Origin of the sequence: Streptomyces sp. BF23-19 (genome assembly GCF_041106355.1) — a bacterium.
Classification (GTDB): domain Bacteria; phylum Actinomycetota; class Actinomycetes; order Streptomycetales; family Streptomycetaceae; genus Streptomyces; species Streptomyces virginiae_A.
In genome coordinates this window covers 1-17,035 of sequence record NZ_JBGBPT010000022.1, presented here as the reverse complement: position 1 = coordinate 17,035, position 17,035 = coordinate 1, and the positions used below count along the sequence as shown (strand labels likewise).

Below are 17,035 nucleotides of genomic sequence, written 5' to 3'. Positions count from 1 at the left end.
GAAGAATCGGCCCCGCCGGCGTTCGAGGCGCGGGGGACGGGGCGGAGCCCCGGCAGCGGAGCAGTGGGCGAACTCGTCGTGAGCAGGCCGCGGACCCGGCATTCCGTGTGGATCTCGACGCCGAGTGCGGTCAGGTGGGTGTGCAGCAGGGCGGATGCCTCCGCGTCGAGCTGGCGTTCCATCAGCCGCTCGCCCTGCTGGGCGAGGACCACCTGCGCGCCCCGCGCGGCGAGCGCACGGGTCGCCGAGACGCCCAGCAGGCCCCCGCCGATCACCACCACACGGGCCCCGGGCCGTACGGCCGCCGAGAGCGCCAGGCAGTCGTCCATCGTGCGGAAGGCGTGCACCCCGTCGGGGAGGTCCCGTCCTTCCGGTTCGAACAGTCCGCGCAGCGGCGGGAGCACCGCGTTCGAACCGGTGGCCAGTACCAGCGTGTCGTACCGGGCCACCGTGCCGTCGTCGCAGTGCACGGCCCGCTCGGCGCGGTCCACGCGTACCGCCCGGACCCCCCGCCGCAGCGCCGGGCCGGGTGCCGGCAGGGCCGTCACCTCCGGTGCGTACCGGCCCGCGAGGACCTCGGCGAGCAGGACCCGGTTGTACGGCACGTGGGTCTCCTCGCCGAGGACGGTCACCGCAGCGGCCGGGCCGAGCCGTTGCGCGAGCCGTAGGCCCGCGAGGCCGCCGCCGATCACCACCACACGCTTGTCCGAGGTCATGCCACGAGCGTGCGCGGCCGCTGTTTCCCCACGACATCGCCTCTGTTACCCGGACGGAACGCCGACCTCAGCGCCGGGGTCAAGGGTCGGTGAGGCCTCCCTCAAGGCGGCCTCAAGGATCATCAGGGCCGCCGTTCGCGCCCTTGGCGTGCTCCGTGTGCGAGATGCGGTGGTGCGGGTGAGGGGCGGGATGCTGGGCGGTGCGGGGGTGGTGACCTTGCTCCGGGCGGCGCAGGTACGGCCCTCGGCCCGGCCCGACGCGCTGTTCGCCACCGCCGCGCACCTGTCCGGCCTGCTCGCCGGCTACGGGGCCCGGCACCGCAGGCCGCGGCGTCCCTCGCCGGTACGGGCCGCGCCGGCCGCGACCGTGCTGACGGCGGCCGTGGACCCGGCGGCTCCGGTGGCCCCGGACCGGGTGCCGGCCCGGCAAAGCTCAACCTTTGCGCAACTTTCCGGAGATTGATGCCCACTGCACCCAACAGCTCCATAGGGTCAGGTCGTGCCTGACATATCAACGACCATGATCGTCGTCCTGTGCGTGGCCGCGGCCGCCGCCGGCTGGATCGACGCGGTGGTGGGCGGCGGCGGCCTGCTGCTCCTGCCCGCGCTCCTGCTCGGCCTGCCGAACGCCCACCCCGCCACCGTCCTCGGTACCAACAAGGCCGTGGCCATCGTCGGTACCGCCGGGGCGGCCGTGACGTACGCCCGCAAGGCCCCGGTGAACGTGAAACTGGCCGTCCGCATCGGCCTGGCCGCGCTCGCCGGCTCGATGGGCGGGGCCGCGCTCGCGGGCGGCATCAGCAAGGACACCCTCCGCCCGCTGATCATGGTGGTCCTCGTCTTCGTCGCGGGTGTCGTGATCTTCAAGCCGGGCTTCGGCACCGCCCCCTCGGCCGCGCCCGTCAGCCGGCAGCGGGTGCTGCTCGCCATCGGGCTCGCGGGCCTGGGCATCGGCTTCTACGACGGCCTCATCGGGCCCGGCACCGGCACCTTCCTGGTGCTCGCGCTGACGGCGCTGCTCCACCTCGACCTGGTCACCGCCTCCGCCACCGCCAAGATCGTGAACTGCTGCACCAACGGCGGGGCGCTCGCGATGTTCGCCTACCAGGGCATGGTGCTGTGGCAGCTGGCCGCGTTGATGGCGGTGTTCAACCTGGCCGGCGGCATGATCGGTGCCGGTATGGCGCTCAAGAAGGGCAGCGGCTTCGTCCGCGGCGTGCTGCTGACGGTGGTGGGCGCGCTGGTGCTCAAGCTCGGCATCGAGCAGTGGGGCTGACCCGCCGCAACACGACCTAGTACGTCCCGGTGAGGTGCGCGAAGACCACCACGTTGCCGCGGTAGCCCGTGCGGGGCGAGAAGCCGCCGCCGCAGGTGATCACCCGGAGCTCGGCGCGCGCCGAAGGCCCGTACACGCGGGTGTCGGGGAAGGCCTTGGCGTCGTAGACCTCGACCGCGTGGACCGTGAACACCGCCGTACTGCCGTCCGCGCGCGGGATCTCGATGGAGGCCCCGCGGCGCAGCGCGCCCAGGTCGTAGAAGACCCCCGGCCCGGCGGCGTCGTCCACGTGCCCGGCGATGACGGCGGTGCCGGTGGCACCCGGTGTGGTGCCGTCGCGGTACCAGCCGGCCAGGTCGCGCCGGTCCGGCGGGGGCACTTCGAGGCTGCCGCGCCGATCCAGGCCGAGCCCGGTCAGCGGGGCGTCGACCCGGATGGAGGGGATCCGGATCCGGGCCGGCGGGGAACCGGGGAGCGGGGCGATCCCGGGGCCCACCACGCCGGCGGCGGTCAGCGACTCGGCGGAGGAGGGCAGCGGCGGTCCGACGGGTTCACGCGAACCGCTGGTCACGAGCCAGATGCCGACGCAGGCGGCGAGCGCGACGAGTCCGCCGTGGCGGGCGGTGGGGGTGCGGGTGGCGCGGCTCGCTGCCCGCCCGGGGTGCGCTCCGGATCCGGGGCGGTCGCCGTTGGTGGGCCGGGGCTGCCGGTCGCGGCCCCGCGCGCCACCGAAATCGCCACCCATGCGTACCCCCTCGGCTTCCGTTTCGGGGTGACTGGCCGTCGCCCGGCCCCGCGAACGGGGGGGACCTCGCGGGGCGGGCGACGGGGGACGGTACCGGTCGGACCGCGGCCGGAGCCGCGGTGGGCGTCCGTCAGCTCCGCGTGCCGCTCGCCCGGCGACGCAGGAGCCAGGTACCGCCGACGGCGGCAGCGGCCAGTACGGCCGCTCCCGCCGCGATCTTGGCGGGGTCGGTGGTGGTGGTCGTGCCACCGCCCACCCCGGTGTTGACGTGACCCTGCGGGCCGCGCTCGGTGACGACCAGGTCGCCCGTGGCGAACTTGCCGTTCGCGCAGGTCACGCCGATGCCGTAGGTCCCGCCGCGGGTGCCGTGGGCGATCTGGAACTGCCCCACGACCACCTCCTTGTGGGTGCCCGGGACCAGCTTGAACCGGCCGCCGCCCACCGTGGTGGCATCGCCGTCCGCGTGGCTGCCGCTGCCGCAGGCGGTGGTGTTCACGGTGACGGTGGCGCCGGGAGCGGCGGACTTGGGCCACACCTCCAGCGGCGCGAAGTCCCCGGGTGCGAAGCCCACCACACCGAGCTCGGCGGCGGCGACGGCGCCGGCGACCGGCCCGGTGAACGCGGCGGCGGTCAACGCGGTCGCGGTCAGCAGGTGTGCGGTACGTCGGCGCATGGGGACTCTCCTGGAGACACGGGGTCGTGTTCCCGAGGAAACCCGGCCCGCCCGCCGCGCGCCTGCTGATGTCCCGTCAGGTATGCCTTCCGGCGGCCCACCTGCTGGCCGTCCGCGCAGGTCAACGCGGGTGCTGCGGCCATCGGAGCGCCCCGCGCCGTCCGGGTGACCGCGGTCGGCCGCGGGTCAGGCCGGCGGGAGCTCCACCGCGGCCGAGGCGCCCGCCGGGAGGCTGTGCAGCAGCGCTGCGTACGGTGGTGGGGCGCGGGAACGCGGGGACTTTCGGCCCGGCCCGCGCGCCGCCGCGCCATACCCGAGGGAGGGCCCGTGACATCGGTCGAACGGCTACCGGACCCGAGCGATCCGCTCCCGTTCTTCGTCTACGGAACCCTGCGCCCGGGCGAGGTCAACCACGACCTCTTCCTGCGCGGCCGCACGGCCTCGGAGGAGCCGGCCGTCCTCCCGGACGCGGCGCTCTACGACGGTCCCGGATACCCCTACGCGGTCCACCGCCCCGGCACGGTGGTCGTCGGCGAGCTGATCACGGCGGCGCCGGGTGGCTACGGGCGGCTGCTGGCCGCGCTGGACCAACTGGAGGAGTACGGGGGCCCGGGCCGCCCGGGGAACATCTACGACCGGATCGCCCGCCCGGTCCTGCGGCCGGACGGCACCACGGTCCGCGCCTGGGTCTATCTGGCGGCCCCGTTGATCGCCCGCGACCTGCGGGAGTCGGGCACGGAGATCTCCGGCGGCGACTGGTTCGGGCGCCGGTGACCGGAGCCGGGTGACCGCGGCCGGTGGCTACATCCCCGCTGCTACGGCCCCGCCGTCACAGGCCCTCGGCGCCGCGGTTGCGCAGCCGCTGGCCGTACTGCTGGAGCACCCACAGCTCCTCCTGGACGGCGGCCAGTTGCTCCGGCGGGGCCTGCGGGCCCAGCCGCGACAGCGTGCCCTGGATCTCGTGGACCCGGCGGTCGACGGCGCGCAGCCGTACCTGGACCAGCTGGACCCCCGCGTACATCTCGTCCACCGTCTTCGCGTGGATGGCCTCGACCGCCAGTTCCGTGACGAGCGCGCGCACGGTGTCGTTCGGGGCGGCCTCGCGGACCCGGGCCAGGTAGTCCTCCGCGCCGAGCGAGGCACCGCCCGCGTCCAGGATCGCCTGGCGCACGGCCGCGTAGGGCGGGGCGGTGAACTCGTCCATCCCGTACGCGTCGAAGGCCGGGGAGACCAGGGCCGGCCGCTGGAGGGCGAGCTTCAGCAGCTCACGCTCGGTGCGGTGGGCCGGGCTGCGCAGGTTCAGCGCGGGGCCCCCGGCCGGCTGGGCGGCGGGCGCGGGGACGTCCTCGTAGGACGGGCGGCCCCGCTGCGGCTTCCCGCCGGGCCGGCCGCCCTGCGGTCCGTCGCCCTGGCCGCGCTCGCGGGCCCAGCGGGCCAGCTGTGCGACCCGCTTGACCACGAACTGCTCGTCGCGGATGCCCAGCATGCCCGCCAGCTGGACCGCCGACTCGTGCTGGATCGCGATGTTCTTGATGTTGGCGACGACGGGCGCGGCCTCGTCCAGCGCGGCCGCCCGGCCCGCCGGGTTCTCCAGGTTGTGCCGGGCCACGATGTGCCGCAGCGCGAACTCGAACAGCGGCGTGCGGGCCTCCACCAGGCCGGCCACGGCCGCGTCGCCCTGGGCGAGGCGCAGGTCGCAGGGGTCCATGCCGCCGGGGGCGATGGTGATCGAGGTCTCCGCGGCGAACTTCTGGTCGTCCTCGAAGGCCCGCAGCGCGGCCTTCTGGCCCGCCGCGTCGCCGTCGAAGGTGAAGATCACCTCGGCGGTGGCGTTGTCCATCAGCAGCCGGCGCAGGATCTTGATGTGGTCCCCGCCGAAGGCGGTGCCGCAGGTGGCGATCGCGGTGGTGACCCCGGCCAGGTGGCAGGCCATCACATCGGTGTAGCCCTCGACGACCACGGCCCGGGAGGTCTTCGCGATCTCCTTCTTCGCCAGGTCGATGCCGTAGAGCACCTGGGACTTCTTGTAGATCGCGGTCTCGGGCGTGTTCAGGTACTTGGGGCCGTTGTCGTCGTCGCGCAGCTTGCGCGCGCCGAAGCCGACCACCTCGCCGCTGATGTCGCGGATGGGCCACATCAGCCGGCCGCGGAAGCGGTCGATCGGCTTGCCGCTGCGGCTGTCCTGGGCGAGCCCGGAGGTGATCAGTTCCTTGTCGGTGAAGCCCTTGCCGCGCAGGAAGCGGGTCAGGTGGTCCCATCCGGCCGGGCTGTAACCCACGCTGAAGTGCGCGGCCGCGGCCTGGTCGAAGCCGCGCTCCGCCAGGAACTTGCGGCCGATCTCCGCCTCGGGGCCGCCCAGCTGGTCGACGTAGAACTGGGCGGCGGCCTTGTGTGCCTCGACCAGCCGGATGCGGTCACCGCGGCCGCTGGTGCCGGCGGTGTAGCCGCCCTCCTCGTACCGCAGGGTGATGCCGGCCAGGCCGGCCAGGCGCTCGACCGCCTCCGAGAAGGAGAGGTGGTCGATCTTCATGACGAAGTCGAGGGTGTCCCCGCCCGCCTGGCAGCCGAAGCAGTGGTAGAGCCCCTTGCTGGGGCTGACCTGGAAGGAAGGGGACTTCTCGTCGTGGAAGGGGCACAGGCCCTTGAGGTTGCCGCCGCCCGCGTTCCGCAGCTGGAGGTACTCGGAGACCACGGCGTCGATCGGGACCGCGTCCCGTACCGCCTTCACGTCGTCGTCGTTGATCCGTCCTGCCACCCGTGAAGTCTACGGCCGGGCGCCGGCAATCCGGTCAGGCCCCCTCGGCCCGCACCAGGGAGTCAAGCGGAACGGATGGGTCCGCCAGCGCCTCGCGGTTGACCGGGCTCTTCGACCTGATCAGGGCCTGGATGTGCTCGGTGACGTCCCACACATTCACGTTCATCCCGGCCAGGACCCGCCCCTCCGACAGCCAGAAGGCGATGAACTCCCGCTTGCCCACGTCGCCGCGGATCAGCACCTGGTCGTATCCGCCGGCCGGCGCGTACCCCGAGTACTCCAGGCCCACGTCGTACTGGTCCGAGAAGAAGTACGGCACGCGGTCGTAGCCGACCTCCTGGCCCAGCATCGCCCGTGCGGCGGCCGGGCCGCCGTTCAGCGCGTTGGCCCAGTGCTCGACCCGCAGTCGGGTCCCGAGCACCGGGTGGTGGGCGGCGGCCACGTCCCCGACCGCGTAGACGTCCGGGTCGGAGGTGCGCAGGGAGGAGTCCACCGCGATCCCGCCGCCGTGCTCCCGGTCGACCAGCGCCAGCCCGGCGGTCTCGGCGAGCGCGGTCCGCGGGGCCGCCCCGATCGCGGAGAGCACCGCGTGCGCCGGGTGCTCCTCCCCGTCGTCGGTACGGGCGGCCAGCACCATGCCGTCGTGGCCCACGATCTCGGTCAGCCGCGCCCCGAAGTGGAAGCGCACCCCGTGATCGCCGTGCAGGTCCGCGAAGAGCCGGCCGATCTCCGGGCCGAGCACCGCGTGCAGGGGCGTGGCCTCCGGCTCGACGACGGTGACCTCGGCGCCGTAGCCACGGGCCGCGGCGGCCACCTCCAGCCCGATCCACCCGGCTCCCGCGATGAGCAGGTGCCCGTTGTCCCGGCCGAGCCCGGCCAGTACGCCCTTCAGTCGTTCGGCGTGCGCGAGGCGCCGCAGGTGGTGCACCCCGGCCAGGTCGGTGCCGGGGATGTCCAGGCGGCGCGGCTCGGCGCCGGTGGCCAGCAGCAGCTTGTCGTAGTACAGGACGGTGCCGTCGCCGAGGACCACCTTCTTGGCGTCCCGGTCGAGGTGGACCGCGGGCTGGCCCAGGTGCAGCTCGATGTCGGAGGCCGCGTACCAGGACGGCTCGTGGACGAAGACGCTCTCCCGTTCGTCCTTGCCGGTCAGGTAGCCCTTGGACAGCGGGGGGCGTTCGTAGGGATGGTCGCGCTCGTCGCCGATCAGGATCACCCGCCCCGTGAACCCCTCGGACCTCAGCGTTTCGGCCGCCTTTGCCCCGGCGAGCCCTGCGCCGACGATGACGAATGTCCGGTGTGCGTCGACCACCTGATGCCTCCTCATAACCTCTCCGCCACATGCGACCACATGCGAGCGTCCCGCACCGAGCCTGCCGCGTGAAGGGGGAGTGGCTCGATCAGCTCACCTTTCGGCGCGTCGACCGCGCCGGGTGAGGCGTGCGTGAAGGGAACGGGCGGATGCGTCGGTGAGGCACGCGATCTGGTCGATGACCGCCCTTTTCCTGGCCTTGTCGTCCGGGGCCGCGTCGAAGATGGCCCGGAACTGCGGGTCCAGCCCCTCGGGCGCGCGGGCGCTCAGCGCCTCCGCGAGTTCGGCCAGGACGATGCGCTGGTCGGCGCGGATCCGTTCCTGCTCGTCGCGCTGCATCACGTACAGGTCGGCGACCGCCTTGAGCACCGCGCACTCGTTGCGCGCCTCGCGCGGGATCACCAGTTCGGCACCGTACCGGGTGAGGCGGCCGGAGCCGTACGCCTCACGGGTGGCGCCCTCGGCGGCCAGGCAGAACCGGCCGATCAGCTGGCTCGTGGCGTCCTTCAGCCGGGACTGGGCGAGAGCCGAACCGTCGTACCCGTGCGGCCACCACTCCTGCTCCATCAGACGGTCGAGGGCGGCCCGCAGCTCCTCGGGCGCCGTGTCGGCGGGGACGTACCGGCCGATGGCCACCTGCCAGATCGCCGCGCGCTCGGGCTCGGCGTAGAGCATGTTGGGGTCGAGGTGGCCGGCGTGCAGGCCGTCCTCGAAGTCGTGGACGGAGTACGCGACGTCGTCCGCCCAGTCCATGACCTGGGCCTCGAAGCACTTGCGGTCCGCGGGCGCGCCGCGGCGCAGCCACTCGAAGACCGGCAGGTCGTCCTCGTACGCGCCGAACTTGACCGAGTCGGGGTCGGTGGGGTGGTCCCCGCGGGCCCACGGGTACTTGGTGGCGGCGTCCAGGCAGGCCCGGGTCAGGTTGAGGCCGACGCTGACGAGCTCGCCGCTCGTCGGGTCGGGCACGAACCGCTTGGGCTCCAGGCGGGTCAGCAGGCGCAGCGACTGGGCGTTGCCCTCGAAGCCGCCGCAGTCCTTGGCGAACTCGTTGAGCGCCTCCTCGCCGTTGTGGCCGAAGGGCGGGTGGCCCATGTCGTGGGAGAGGCAGGCGGCTTCGACCAGGTCGGGGTCGCAGCCGAGCGCGGCGCCGAGCTCCCGCCCGACCTGGGCGCACTCCAGGGAGTGGGTGAGGCGGGTCCGGGGGCTCGCGTCCCAGTCGTAGGAACGGCTGCCGGGGGTGACGACCTGGGTCTTCCCGGCGAGGCGGCGCAGCGCGGCCGAGTGCAACACGCGGGCGCGGTCGCGCTGGAAGGCGGTCCGGCCGGGCCGTTTGTCGGGCTCGGCGGCCCAGCGTTCGGTGTCGGCCGCGTCGTAGAGGTCGCGGTGGTCGTCGGTGAGGGCGTGCGTGGTGCCTTCCATGCAGAGACGGTAACCGGAACAACTGACAAACCGGGATCAGGCGGAGAGGAGTTCCGGCCGTGCCAGGTGGACGGGCAGGGCGCGGGCCTCGTCGTAGCGGTGCAGCACCAGCCGGGCCAGGGCCGGGTGGTCGCCCAGCGGGGCGGCGGCGAGGCCGGGCGCCGCCGCGGCGGTCTGGCCGGCGAATCGGCCGGGAGCGGCGAAGTACGAGGCCACGGCGATCCGGTGGTGACCGCGGGCGGCGAGGGCCCGGACCGCCTCGGGGGCGCTCGGCGCGGCGGCGGAGGCGTAGGCGGGGGTCACCGGGACGCCGCCGAGGCGTTCGGAGAGCAGGGCGGCGGTGCGGCGGGTGTCGGCCGCGGAGTCGGGGTCGCGGGAACCGGCGGCGGCCAGCACGACGGCCGACCCGGGGGCCGGGGTCCAGCCGGTCTCCAGCAGCCGCTCGTACAGGGCCTCGACGAGCAGCGGGTGCGGGCCCAGTGGGGCGGCGACGCGGGTGAGCAGGTGGCCGGCCCGGGCCGCGGCCGCGGGGAGGTCACGCTTGACGTGGTACCCGCGACCGAACAGCAGCGGGACGAGCACGGCCGAGCCGGACAGCTCGCCCAGGGTGTCGTCGAGCAGCGGCGCGGTCAGCTCGATGTGGCCGAGCCGGACATCGAGCCGGGGGCGGAGTTCGCGGACGCGTTCGAGGAGGGCGCGTGCGGTGTGCAGGGCGCGCGGGTCACGGCTGCCGTGGGCCACGGCGACGAGGGTGGGCTGCATGGGCGGACTCCGGGTCGGCGCAGGCCGCTGAGCTGGGTGCCCAGCTGGCGGGTGATGCGGCCGAGCAGCTCGGCCGTGCTGTCGAAGGGAAGGGCGGGAAACTCGGGAGGGTGCACCGGCTCCGTCATGAATCGATCCTCCGCGCCGGAGGTTGCCGGTGCGTTGCGCCGGGATGACGGGTCTTTGCCGTGTGCTCACAGGGGGGTCGGCGCGGCTGTTCGGGGCGGGCGCGGCCGACGGCGTACCCGCCGCGGATCGGGGCCGGGTGAACCGCAGGGCCGCGGGACGCGTCCTGACCAGCGGACGAGCAGTCGAGACACCTGGGGATGGATGATGCGCCGACCGCGCCTGCCGCGCCTGCCGAGAGTCGAGTGGAGCCGGGCGGTGCCGGCGCTGCGCAGCGTACGGACCCGGCGGCGGGCGGTGCAGACCGTCATGGCGGGCTGCGTCCTGGCGCTGCTGCCCTCGGCGTGGATGCACGCGGTGGCCGCCGACCGGCTGCGGACCACGGCCGACGCGCCCGCCGCCGAGGTGGCCGTGGTGTTCGGCGCGGGCCTGTTGGGGAGCCGGCCGACCCCGTACCTCGCCGACCGGCTCGACGCCGCCGCCGAGCTGTACCGCACCGGCAAGGTCAAGGTCGTGCTGGTCACCGGGGACAACAGCCGCACCGAGTACGACGAACCCGACGCGATGCGGAAGTACCTCACCGCGCACGGGGTGCCGGACCGGAAGATCGTCAGTGACTACGCGGGCTTCGACACCTGGGACTCCTGCGTGCGGGCCAAGGAGATCTTCGGCGTGGAGCGGGCCGTGCTGGTCACCCAGGGCTTCCACATCCGCCGGGCCGTCGCCCTGTGCCAGGCGGCCGGCCTGGACGCGTACGGCGTCGGGGTGGCCGACGTGCACGACGCCACCTGGTACTACGGCGAGACCCGCGAGGTCTTCGCGGCGGGCAAGGCGGCACTGGACGCGGCCTTCAAGCCCGCCCCGCACTTCCTGGGACCGAAGGAGGAGGGGGTGTCACGGGCCCTGGCTGCTCTGACAGACTGACGCGGCGCCGGTTATGCCGATTAGTCATATGCCGGTCAGTCCGTACGAGAGCGTCAGGGGTGTGGAACCGTGGCTGTTGTGGATCTGAGCGGCAAGGTCGTCGTCATCACCGGTGGAGCCCGCGGCCTCGGCGCCGCGGCCGCACAGGCCGTCGTGGACGGCGGCGGCCGGGTGCTGATCACCGACGTACTGGAGGCGGAAGGCGCCGAGACGGCCGCGAAGCTCGGCGGCGCGGCGCGTTTCGTCCGGCACGACGTGACGAGCGAGGCCGACTGGCAGGCGGCCCTGGAGTACGCGGTCGCCGCGTTCGGCCGCATCGACGGCCTGGTGAACAACGCGGGCATATCCACCGGCCAGTTCCTGGAGCACGAGAGCGTCGAGCACTTCCGCCAGGTCGTCGAGATCAACCTGGTCGGCGTGTTCATCGGCATCAAGACCGCGATCCCGCTGCTGCGCGCGCACGGCGGCGGGTCCATCGTCAACATCTCCTCCGCCGCGGGTCTGACCGGCCTCGCGCTCACCGCCGGCTACGGGGCCTCCAAGTGGGGCGTGCGCGGCCTGTCGAAGATCGGCGCGGTGGAGCTCGCCGAGGCCGGGATCCGCGTCAACTCCGTCCACCCGGGCATGACCCTGACCCCGATGACCGCCCCGATCGGCGTCCAGGCGGGCGAGGGCAACTACCCCGGCGCCCCGCTCGGCCGCGTCGGCGTCCCCGAGGAGATCGCCGCGGCGATCGCCTTCCTGCTCTCCGACGCCGCCGGCTACATGACGGGCGCCGAACTCGCCGTCGACGGCGGCTGGACCGCGGGCCTGACGGTGAAGTACCTGACGGGACAGTGACCCACCCCTGGCCCCCGGCGGGACGACCGCAAATTCGCGTGCCGCCGGAGGGACCCCGGGCTACCGTCCGCCCGTGGAACAGGAGGCCGTGGAACAGGACGGACCCCTCGTACGCGATGTCTTCCCCGACCTGACGGCACAGCTCGTGCGGCTGCCGGCGGCCGAAGGAGAGCACCGGCTCGCCGTCTGCGCGTACGACCACCGTCTGCTGGAGGAGTGCGACTGCCGCAACGACTTCTGCCAGAGCTTCCGCACCCACCGGCATCCGCCCGGCACGGCGTACGGTCCCGGTCACCGCATGATGGCCCTCGACCCGGGCAACGGGTTCTTGAACCTCGACGTCGTCGACGGCCGGATCGTGTACGTCGAACTCGTCGACCGCCCACCGCTGCCCCGGGCCTCACCGCAGCCGTCCGGCGGCGCTGAGGCGGAGCACCCCGGGCCGTAACGCGGGGCGGCGGCCCGTGTAACACCGGCGGCGCACGCTGGGGGCATGCGCACCTCCGACTCCGCCACCGACACGCACTGCCCGTACTGCGCCCTGCAGTGCGGGATGAGGCTCCGCCCCGAGCCGGGCGGTGCCACCGTGGCGGTCGAGGAGCGGGCCGACTTCCCCGTCAACCGGGGCGCGCTGTGCGGCAAGGGCCGCACCGCCCCCGCCGTGCTCTCCTCCCGGGTGCGCCTGACCCAGCCGCTCGTCCGCACCCACGCCGGGCAGCTGGAGCCGGCCACCTGGGAGGAGGCCCTCGACGCCGTCGCCGAGGGCCTCTCCCGTACCGGCCGCACCCACGGCCCGGACGCCGTCGGTGTCTTCGGCGGCGGCGGGCTCACCAACGAGAAGGCCTACGCGCTCGGCAAGTTCGCCCGCGTCGCCCTGCGCACCTCGCAGATCGACTACAACGGCCGCTTCTGCATGTCCTCGGCCGCCGCCGCCCACCAGCGGGCCTTCGGCCTCGACCGCGGGCTGCCCTTCCCCCTGGCGGACATCCCGCGCACCGGCTGCGTGATCCTCGTCGGCTCGAACCTGGCCGAGACCATGCCGCCCGCACTGCGCTACCTCACCGAGCTCAAGGCGGGCGGCGGCACCCTGATCGTCATCGATCCGCGGCGCACCCGCACCGCCGAACAGGCCGACCTGCACCTCGCCCCGCGCCCCGGCACCGACCTCGCCCTCGCCCTCGGCCTGCTGCACCTGATCGTCGCGGAAGGCCGGACCGACGAGGAGTTCATCGCCGCCCGCACCACCGGCTGGGAGGAGACCAGGGCCGCCGCCATGGCCCACTGGCCGGAACTGGTCGAGCGCATCACCGGGATACCGGTCCCCAGGCTCCGCGAGGCCGTGGCCCTCTTCTGCGCCCCGGAATCCGCCATGGTCCTCACCGCCCGCGGCCCCGAGCAGCAGTCCAAGGGCACCGACACGGTCGGCGCCTGGATCAACCTGTGCCTGGCCACCGGCCGGGCCGGCCGCCCGCTCTCCGGCTACGGCTGCCTCACCGGGCAGGGCAACGGCCAGGGCGGCCGCGAGCACGGCCAGAAGGCCGACCAGCTCCCCGGCTACCGCAAGCTCACCGACCCGGCGGCCCGCGCCCACGTCGCCGAGGTCTGGGGCGTCGACCCCGACAGCCTCCCCGGCCCGGGCCGCAGCGCCTACGAACTCCTCGACGCCCTCGGCACGGACGTGAAGGCCCTGCTCCTGATGGGCTCGAACCCGGTGGTGTCCGCCCCCCGCGCCGGACACGTCGAGGACCGCATCCGCTCCCTGGACTTCCTCGCCGTGGCCGACGTCGTCCTTTCCGAGACCGCGGCCCTCGCGGACGTGGTCCTCCCCGTCACCCAGTGGGCGGAGGAGACCGGCACCACCACCAACCTGGAGGGCCGCGTCCTGCTCCGCCGCCGGGCGCTGACCCCGCCGCCGGGGGTCCGTAGCGACCTGGACGTGCTGCACGGACTCGCCGCCCGCCTCGGCGTCGAGAAGGGCTTCCCCACCGAGCCCGAGGAGGTATTCGAGGAACTGCGCCGCGCCTCGGCCGGCGGCCCCGCGGACTACTCGGGCATCACCTACGCCCGCATCGAGGCCGAACAGGGCGTCTTCTGGCCCTGCCCGGCAGGCCCTGAGGGTGCCGAGGGCACCGAAGACCCGCCGGGCACCGAGCGGCTCTTCCTGGACCGCTTCGCCACCGACGACGGCCGGGCCCGCTTCGTCCCCGTCTCCCACCGCGACGCCGCCGAGGTCCCCGACGCGGACTACCCGCTGCTGCTCACCACCGGCCGGGTGGTCGCCCAGTACCAGTCCGGGGCCCAGACCCGCCGGGTGGACGAGCTCAACGCGGCCGCCCCCGGCCCCTTCGTGGAACTCCACCCGCGGCTCGCCGCCCGGATCGGCGCGGTCGAGGGCAGCCCGCTCGCCGTGACCTCCCGCCGCGGCCGAGCCGTCGCCCCGGCCCGCATCACCGACACCATCCGGGCGGACACGGTCTTCATGCCCTTCCACTGGCCCGGCGAGGGCCGCGCCAACACCCTGACCAACCCGGCCCTGGACCCCACGTCCCGGATGCCGGAGTTCAAGGTCTGCGCGGTCCGCGTCGAGCCCGCCTGATCAGGCGCCGTCCGCGAAGGTCGGGCGCAGGGCCTCCACCAGCCGGGCCAGGAACACCTCTTCCCCGGGGGCGGCGAGCTGCGGGTACTCCGCCTCGAAGTGCTCCCACTCGGCGCCGTCGTACAGGTCCTTGCCCTGCGGATGCCGGTCACTGATGAGCCACAACACCTTCCAGGCCGGCGACAGGGCCGGCGTGGCCGCCAGGACCACCGCCCCGCAGGCCGGTCCGGCCGGCTCCGGCGGGACCGGGAGCCGCTCGTCGAAGACGAAGTCCAGCTGGACGTGCCCGTCCGGCCGGGCCGCACGCGTCCGCTCGTCCACGGGCTCGCTCGGCAGGTGCGTGCTGTTCACGCCGAACTCGCGCCACGTACTTACCGCGCATCCTCCGCGATCCACCCGTCGTCCACCGACAGGTCGCTGTCGTACAGCACGAACTCCCGCTCTCCCGTACCCATTTCGTACCCGGCCGACCAGAGCGTCTTGACCAGCGCGTCGAAGGCCTCCCCCGCACCGGCCGCCCCCGCGCCGCCGCGCCACCGCTGCGTCACGAACCGCACCTGCCAGTCCCCGCCCCCTACCCGGCGGGCGTTCCACGACAGGTGCGCCCCGTGCGGGGCCACCAGGGCCTCCAGCGCCGGGCGGTCGAAGTCCGCGGGCAGCAGCACCCTGAGGTGGTGCTCGAAGTAGCCGCCGCCCGGCCCCGGGAGGTCCGTGGTCCAGGGGACCGTCTCCACCTTGACCCGCACCGGATCGAAGCCGTCCGCCCGCAGCTGTGGCACCAGACGCTCGTGGCCCGTGCGGTCCGGCAGGGTCAGCATCGGCTGGGACACCATCCGTCCCCGCGCCAGCTGGATGTGGGTCACCTTCAACTCCCGTGCGGCGGCCCAGGCGTCGAGCCGCGCCAGCTCCGTCGCATCCGCGCAGCGCACCGTCACGTGGGTTTCGTACTCATGCATGGAGTCGATCATCTCGGACATGCGTCCGGTCCGCATCGGGGTTCCCGCCGGGGGGTAACCATGCGGTCACGCACCGGACTCAGAAAGTGCTCGCACGCCCCTCGTGGCCGCGATGTGTCGTACCCCACACTGAGGTGCGGTGCCCCCGTCCTCGGAGCCCTGGAGGTCGCCCCCGTGCAGACCCGGACCCTGACCGTGAACGTGAGCGAGTCCTCGGAGGCCAAGGCCGTGGACGAAGAGCCCGAGGTACTGGAGCTGATCGAGCCGGTGCCCGTGCAGCGCAGGCGCAGCAGCGGCGACAGCGGAGGCGGAGCGGGCCCGTCCGCCGACCTGTTCCGGCAGTACCTCCGCGAGATAGGCAGGATCCCGCTGCTCACCGCCGCCGAGGAGGTGGACCTCGCGCGACGCGTCGAAGCCGGCCTGTTCGCCGAGGAGAAGCTCGGCAACACCCCGGACCTCGACTCCCAGCTCGCCCTCGACCTCGACAAGCTCGTCGTCATGGGGCGGATGGCCAAGCGCCGGCTCATCGAGTCGAACCTACGGCTCGTCGTCTCCGTCGCCAAGCGGTACGTGGGTCGCGGGCTCACCATGCTCGACCTCGTGCAGGAGGGGAACCTCGGGCTGATCCGGGCCGTCGAGAAGTTCGACTACGCCCGCGGCTACAAGTTCTCCACCTACGCCACCTGGTGGATCCGGCAGGCGATGTCCCGGGCCCTCGCCGACCAGGCCCGGACCATCCGCGTGCCCGTCCACGTCGTCGAACTGATCAACCGGGTCATCCGCGTGCAGCGCCGGATGCTCCAGGAGCGCGGCTACGAGCCGACGGCCGAAGAAGTGGCCGTCCACCTGGAGTTGACCCCGGAGCGGGTCCTGGAGGTGCTCCGCCTCGCCCAGGAGCCGGTTTCCCTGCACGCCCCGGTGGGCGAGGAGGACGATGTCGCGCTCGGCGACCTCATCGAGGACGGGGACGCCGCCTCGCCCGTGGAGTCGGCCGCCTTCTTCCTGCTGCGCGAACACCTGGAAGCCGTCCTCTCCACCCTCGGCGAGCGCGAGCGCAAGGTGGTGCAGCTGCGGTACGGCCTCGCCGACGGGCGACCGCGCACCCTGGAGGAGATCGGGCGGATCTTCGGCGTGACGCGTGAGCGGATCCGCCAGATCGAGTCCAAGACCCTCAACAAACTGCGCGACCACGCTTTCGCGGACCAGCTCCGCGGGTACCTGGACTGACGGACCACCGGAAAAGGGGGCGCCCCGCCAGGCGCCCCCGCTCCGCCGCCCGGACGACTACCGGTGGCCTAGGCCGTCTCTTACGGATCTTGCCGGGTCCGCGAGAGACGACCTAGGTCAGCGGCCGGCTCATCCAGACGTCGTCGACATAGGCCCCGTCCAGCAGGAACTCCTCGGGCAGGACACCGACCACCGTGAAGCCGCAGCGACGGTAGAGCTGCCGCGCGGTCCCGTTGTGGCCGAGCACGCGCAGGTTCATGCGGCGGGCCCCACCGGCTCGCGCGGCGGCGCAGACCGCCTCGACGAGGGCCTGCCCGACCCCGCTGCCGCGGGCGGACTCGCGGACGGCCAGTCCCTGGATGTGACGGACGTGCCGATTCGATTCGAGGGGACTGGCCGGAGCCTGGGCGATGTACCCGACGATCTGCTGTCCGCGTTCCGCGACGAGGTAACTCTCCACGGGATGCCGCTCGTCGAAGAGGGCCGCGTCCGTCGGGCGCTCGGGGCCGGGTTCGCTCACGCGCGACCACACCGACCGCAGCACCTCCAGAATCTCGCGTTCGTCCTCCGCCCGCGCAGGGCGTATCACCACGTCCGATGCCATGCCGTCATGCTAACGACGGCGGAGGGGCACCCGAGTACGTGTCCCGTACCCGAGTGCCCCTCCGCCGTGCGACGTCCGCAAGAGACGACCTGAGCCGCCTCTTTCGG

General features: G+C 73.6%; 17 protein-coding genes and 1 pseudogene. 8 read left to right on the top strand and 10 right to left on the bottom strand.

Annotation, left to right across the window (positions count from 1 at the left end; translation table 11 throughout):
* On the bottom strand, window positions 1-716 hold a 716-nt coding region (locus tag AB8A24_RS14900), incomplete at its 3' end, for an NAD(P)/FAD-dependent oxidoreductase (protein WP_369476018.1).
* 211 nt (window positions 717-927) lie between these two features.
* Between AB8A24_RS14900 and AB8A24_RS14895 the strand changes: the two genes are divergently transcribed.
* Both AB8A24_RS14895 and AB8A24_RS14890 read left to right on the top strand, forming a co-directional pair.
* Window positions 928-1,179, top strand: coding sequence for a hypothetical protein (locus AB8A24_RS14895; RefSeq protein ID WP_369476016.1), 252 nt, complete (start codon window positions 928-930; stop codon window positions 1,177-1,179).
* A 36-nt stretch (window positions 1,180-1,215) separates the two neighbouring features.
* The gene (locus AB8A24_RS14890; RefSeq protein ID WP_328963434.1) at window positions 1,216-1,992 is read left to right on the top strand and encodes a TSUP family transporter; all 777 of its coding nucleotides are present in this window, start codon (window positions 1,216-1,218) and stop codon (window positions 1,990-1,992) included.
* Between the two features lie 16 nt (window positions 1,993-2,008).
* Here AB8A24_RS14890 and AB8A24_RS14885 read toward each other — a convergent pair whose 3' ends face one another.
* Both AB8A24_RS14885 and AB8A24_RS14880 read right to left on the bottom strand, forming a co-directional pair.
* A complete protein-coding gene (locus AB8A24_RS14885; RefSeq protein ID WP_328963435.1) occupies window positions 2,009-2,737 on the bottom strand; it encodes a class F sortase in 729 nt (242 codons plus the stop codon).
* A gap of 130 nt (window positions 2,738-2,867) precedes the next feature.
* A complete protein-coding gene (locus AB8A24_RS14880; protein ID WP_266391221.1) occupies window positions 2,868-3,410 on the bottom strand; it encodes a hypothetical protein in 543 nt (180 codons plus the stop codon).
* Window positions 3,411-3,737: 327 nt separating this feature from the next.
* On the opposite strand from AB8A24_RS14880, the gene AB8A24_RS14875 reads away from it, so the two are divergent.
* Window positions 3,738-4,184 (top strand): gamma-glutamylcyclotransferase family protein, encoded by a 447-nt coding sequence (locus AB8A24_RS14875; protein WP_328963436.1) that lies wholly within the window; start codon window positions 3,738-3,740, stop codon window positions 4,182-4,184.
* A 55-nt stretch (window positions 4,185-4,239) separates the two neighbouring features.
* Here the strand turns inward: AB8A24_RS14875 and dnaG are convergent, their stop codons facing one another.
* The 4 genes and pseudogenes from dnaG to AB8A24_RS14855 form a co-directional block, all read right to left on the bottom strand.
* Window positions 4,240-6,165 carry a DNA primase gene (gene dnaG, locus AB8A24_RS14870; RefSeq protein ID WP_328963437.1) on the bottom strand — a complete coding sequence of 642 codons (1,926 nt, stop codon included), beginning with the start codon at window positions 6,163-6,165 and terminating at the stop codon, window positions 4,240-4,242.
* A 34-nt stretch (window positions 6,166-6,199) separates the two neighbouring features.
* Entirely contained in the window at window positions 6,200-7,474 is a 1,275-nt protein-coding gene (locus tag AB8A24_RS14865) for an FAD-dependent oxidoreductase (RefSeq protein ID WP_328963438.1), read from the bottom strand.
* 93 nt (window positions 7,475-7,567) lie between these two features.
* Window positions 7,568-8,893, bottom strand: a complete 1,326-nt coding sequence (locus tag AB8A24_RS14860; protein WP_328963439.1) for a deoxyguanosinetriphosphate triphosphohydrolase — start codon at window positions 8,891-8,893, stop codon at window positions 7,568-7,570.
* Between the two features lie 36 nt (window positions 8,894-8,929).
* Window positions 8,930-9,783 (bottom strand): annotated as a pseudogene (locus AB8A24_RS14855) (sirohydrochlorin chelatase).
* A gap of 205 nt (window positions 9,784-9,988) precedes the next feature.
* On the opposite strand from AB8A24_RS14855, the gene AB8A24_RS14850 reads away from it, so the two are divergent.
* From AB8A24_RS14850 to AB8A24_RS14835, 4 genes are all read left to right on the top strand, one after another.
* Window positions 9,989-10,705 (top strand): ElyC/SanA/YdcF family protein, encoded by a 717-nt coding sequence (locus tag AB8A24_RS14850; protein WP_328965984.1) that lies wholly within the window; start codon window positions 9,989-9,991, stop codon window positions 10,703-10,705.
* Window positions 10,706-10,774: 69 nt separating this feature from the next.
* A complete protein-coding gene (locus tag AB8A24_RS14845) occupies window positions 10,775-11,545 on the top strand; it encodes a glucose 1-dehydrogenase (protein WP_369476011.1) in 771 nt (256 codons plus the stop codon).
* A 73-nt stretch (window positions 11,546-11,618) separates the two neighbouring features.
* On the top strand, window positions 11,619-11,993 hold the full coding sequence (locus AB8A24_RS14840) for a hypothetical protein (RefSeq protein ID WP_369476009.1): 375 nt from the start codon (window positions 11,619-11,621) through the stop codon (window positions 11,991-11,993).
* 45 nt (window positions 11,994-12,038) lie between these two features.
* Entirely contained in the window at window positions 12,039-14,141 is a 2,103-nt protein-coding gene (locus AB8A24_RS14835; protein WP_328963442.1) for a molybdopterin oxidoreductase family protein, read from the top strand.
* On the opposite strand, the gene AB8A24_RS14830 is transcribed toward AB8A24_RS14835, so the two are convergent.
* Window positions 14,142-14,492 carry a hypothetical protein gene (locus AB8A24_RS14830; RefSeq protein WP_328963443.1) on the bottom strand — a complete coding sequence of 117 codons (351 nt, stop codon included), beginning with the start codon at window positions 14,490-14,492 and terminating at the stop codon, window positions 14,142-14,144.
* 20 nt (window positions 14,493-14,512) lie between these two features.
* Window positions 14,513-15,097, bottom strand: coding sequence for a hypothetical protein (locus tag AB8A24_RS14825; protein WP_328963444.1), 585 nt, complete (start codon window positions 15,095-15,097; stop codon window positions 14,513-14,515).
* Between the two features lie 189 nt (window positions 15,098-15,286).
* Here AB8A24_RS14825 and AB8A24_RS14820 point away from each other — a divergent pair, with 189 nt between their 5' ends.
* The gene (locus AB8A24_RS14820; protein WP_328965985.1) at window positions 15,287-16,324 is read left to right on the top strand and encodes an RNA polymerase sigma factor; all 1,038 of its coding nucleotides are present in this window, start codon (window positions 15,287-15,289) and stop codon (window positions 16,322-16,324) included.
* Window positions 16,325-16,436: 112 nt separating this feature from the next.
* Here AB8A24_RS14820 and AB8A24_RS14815 read toward each other — a convergent pair whose 3' ends face one another.
* Window positions 16,437-16,928 (bottom strand): N-acetyltransferase family protein, encoded by a 492-nt coding sequence (locus AB8A24_RS14815; RefSeq protein ID WP_369476006.1) that lies wholly within the window; start codon window positions 16,926-16,928, stop codon window positions 16,437-16,439.
* Window positions 16,929-17,035: the final 107 nt, after the last annotated feature.

Excerpts from the sequence above, each read along its gene's own strand:
- AB8A24_RS14885 (WP_328963435.1), bottom strand. The coding sequence starts at position 2,737 with ATGGGTGGCGATTTCGGTGGCGCGCGGGGCCGCGACCGGCAGCCCCGG.
- AB8A24_RS14880 (WP_266391221.1), bottom strand. The coding sequence starts at position 3,410 with ATGCGCCGACGTACCGCACACCTGCTGACCGCGACCGCGTTGACCGCC.
- AB8A24_RS14860 (WP_328963439.1), bottom strand. The coding sequence starts at position 8,893 with ATGGAAGGCACCACGCACGCCCTCACCGACGACCACCGCGACCTCTAC.
- AB8A24_RS14850 (WP_328965984.1), top strand. The coding sequence starts at position 9,989 with ATGCGCCGACCGCGCCTGCCGCGCCTGCCGAGAGTCGAGTGGAGCCGG.
- AB8A24_RS14835 (WP_328963442.1), top strand. The coding sequence starts at position 12,039 with ATGCGCACCTCCGACTCCGCCACCGACACGCACTGCCCGTACTGCGCC.
- AB8A24_RS14825 (WP_328963444.1), bottom strand. The coding sequence starts at position 15,097 with ATGCATGAGTACGAAACCCACGTGACGGTGCGCTGCGCGGATGCGACG.
- AB8A24_RS14815 (WP_369476006.1), bottom strand. The coding sequence starts at position 16,928 with ATGGCATCGGACGTGGTGATACGCCCTGCGCGGGCGGAGGACGAACGC.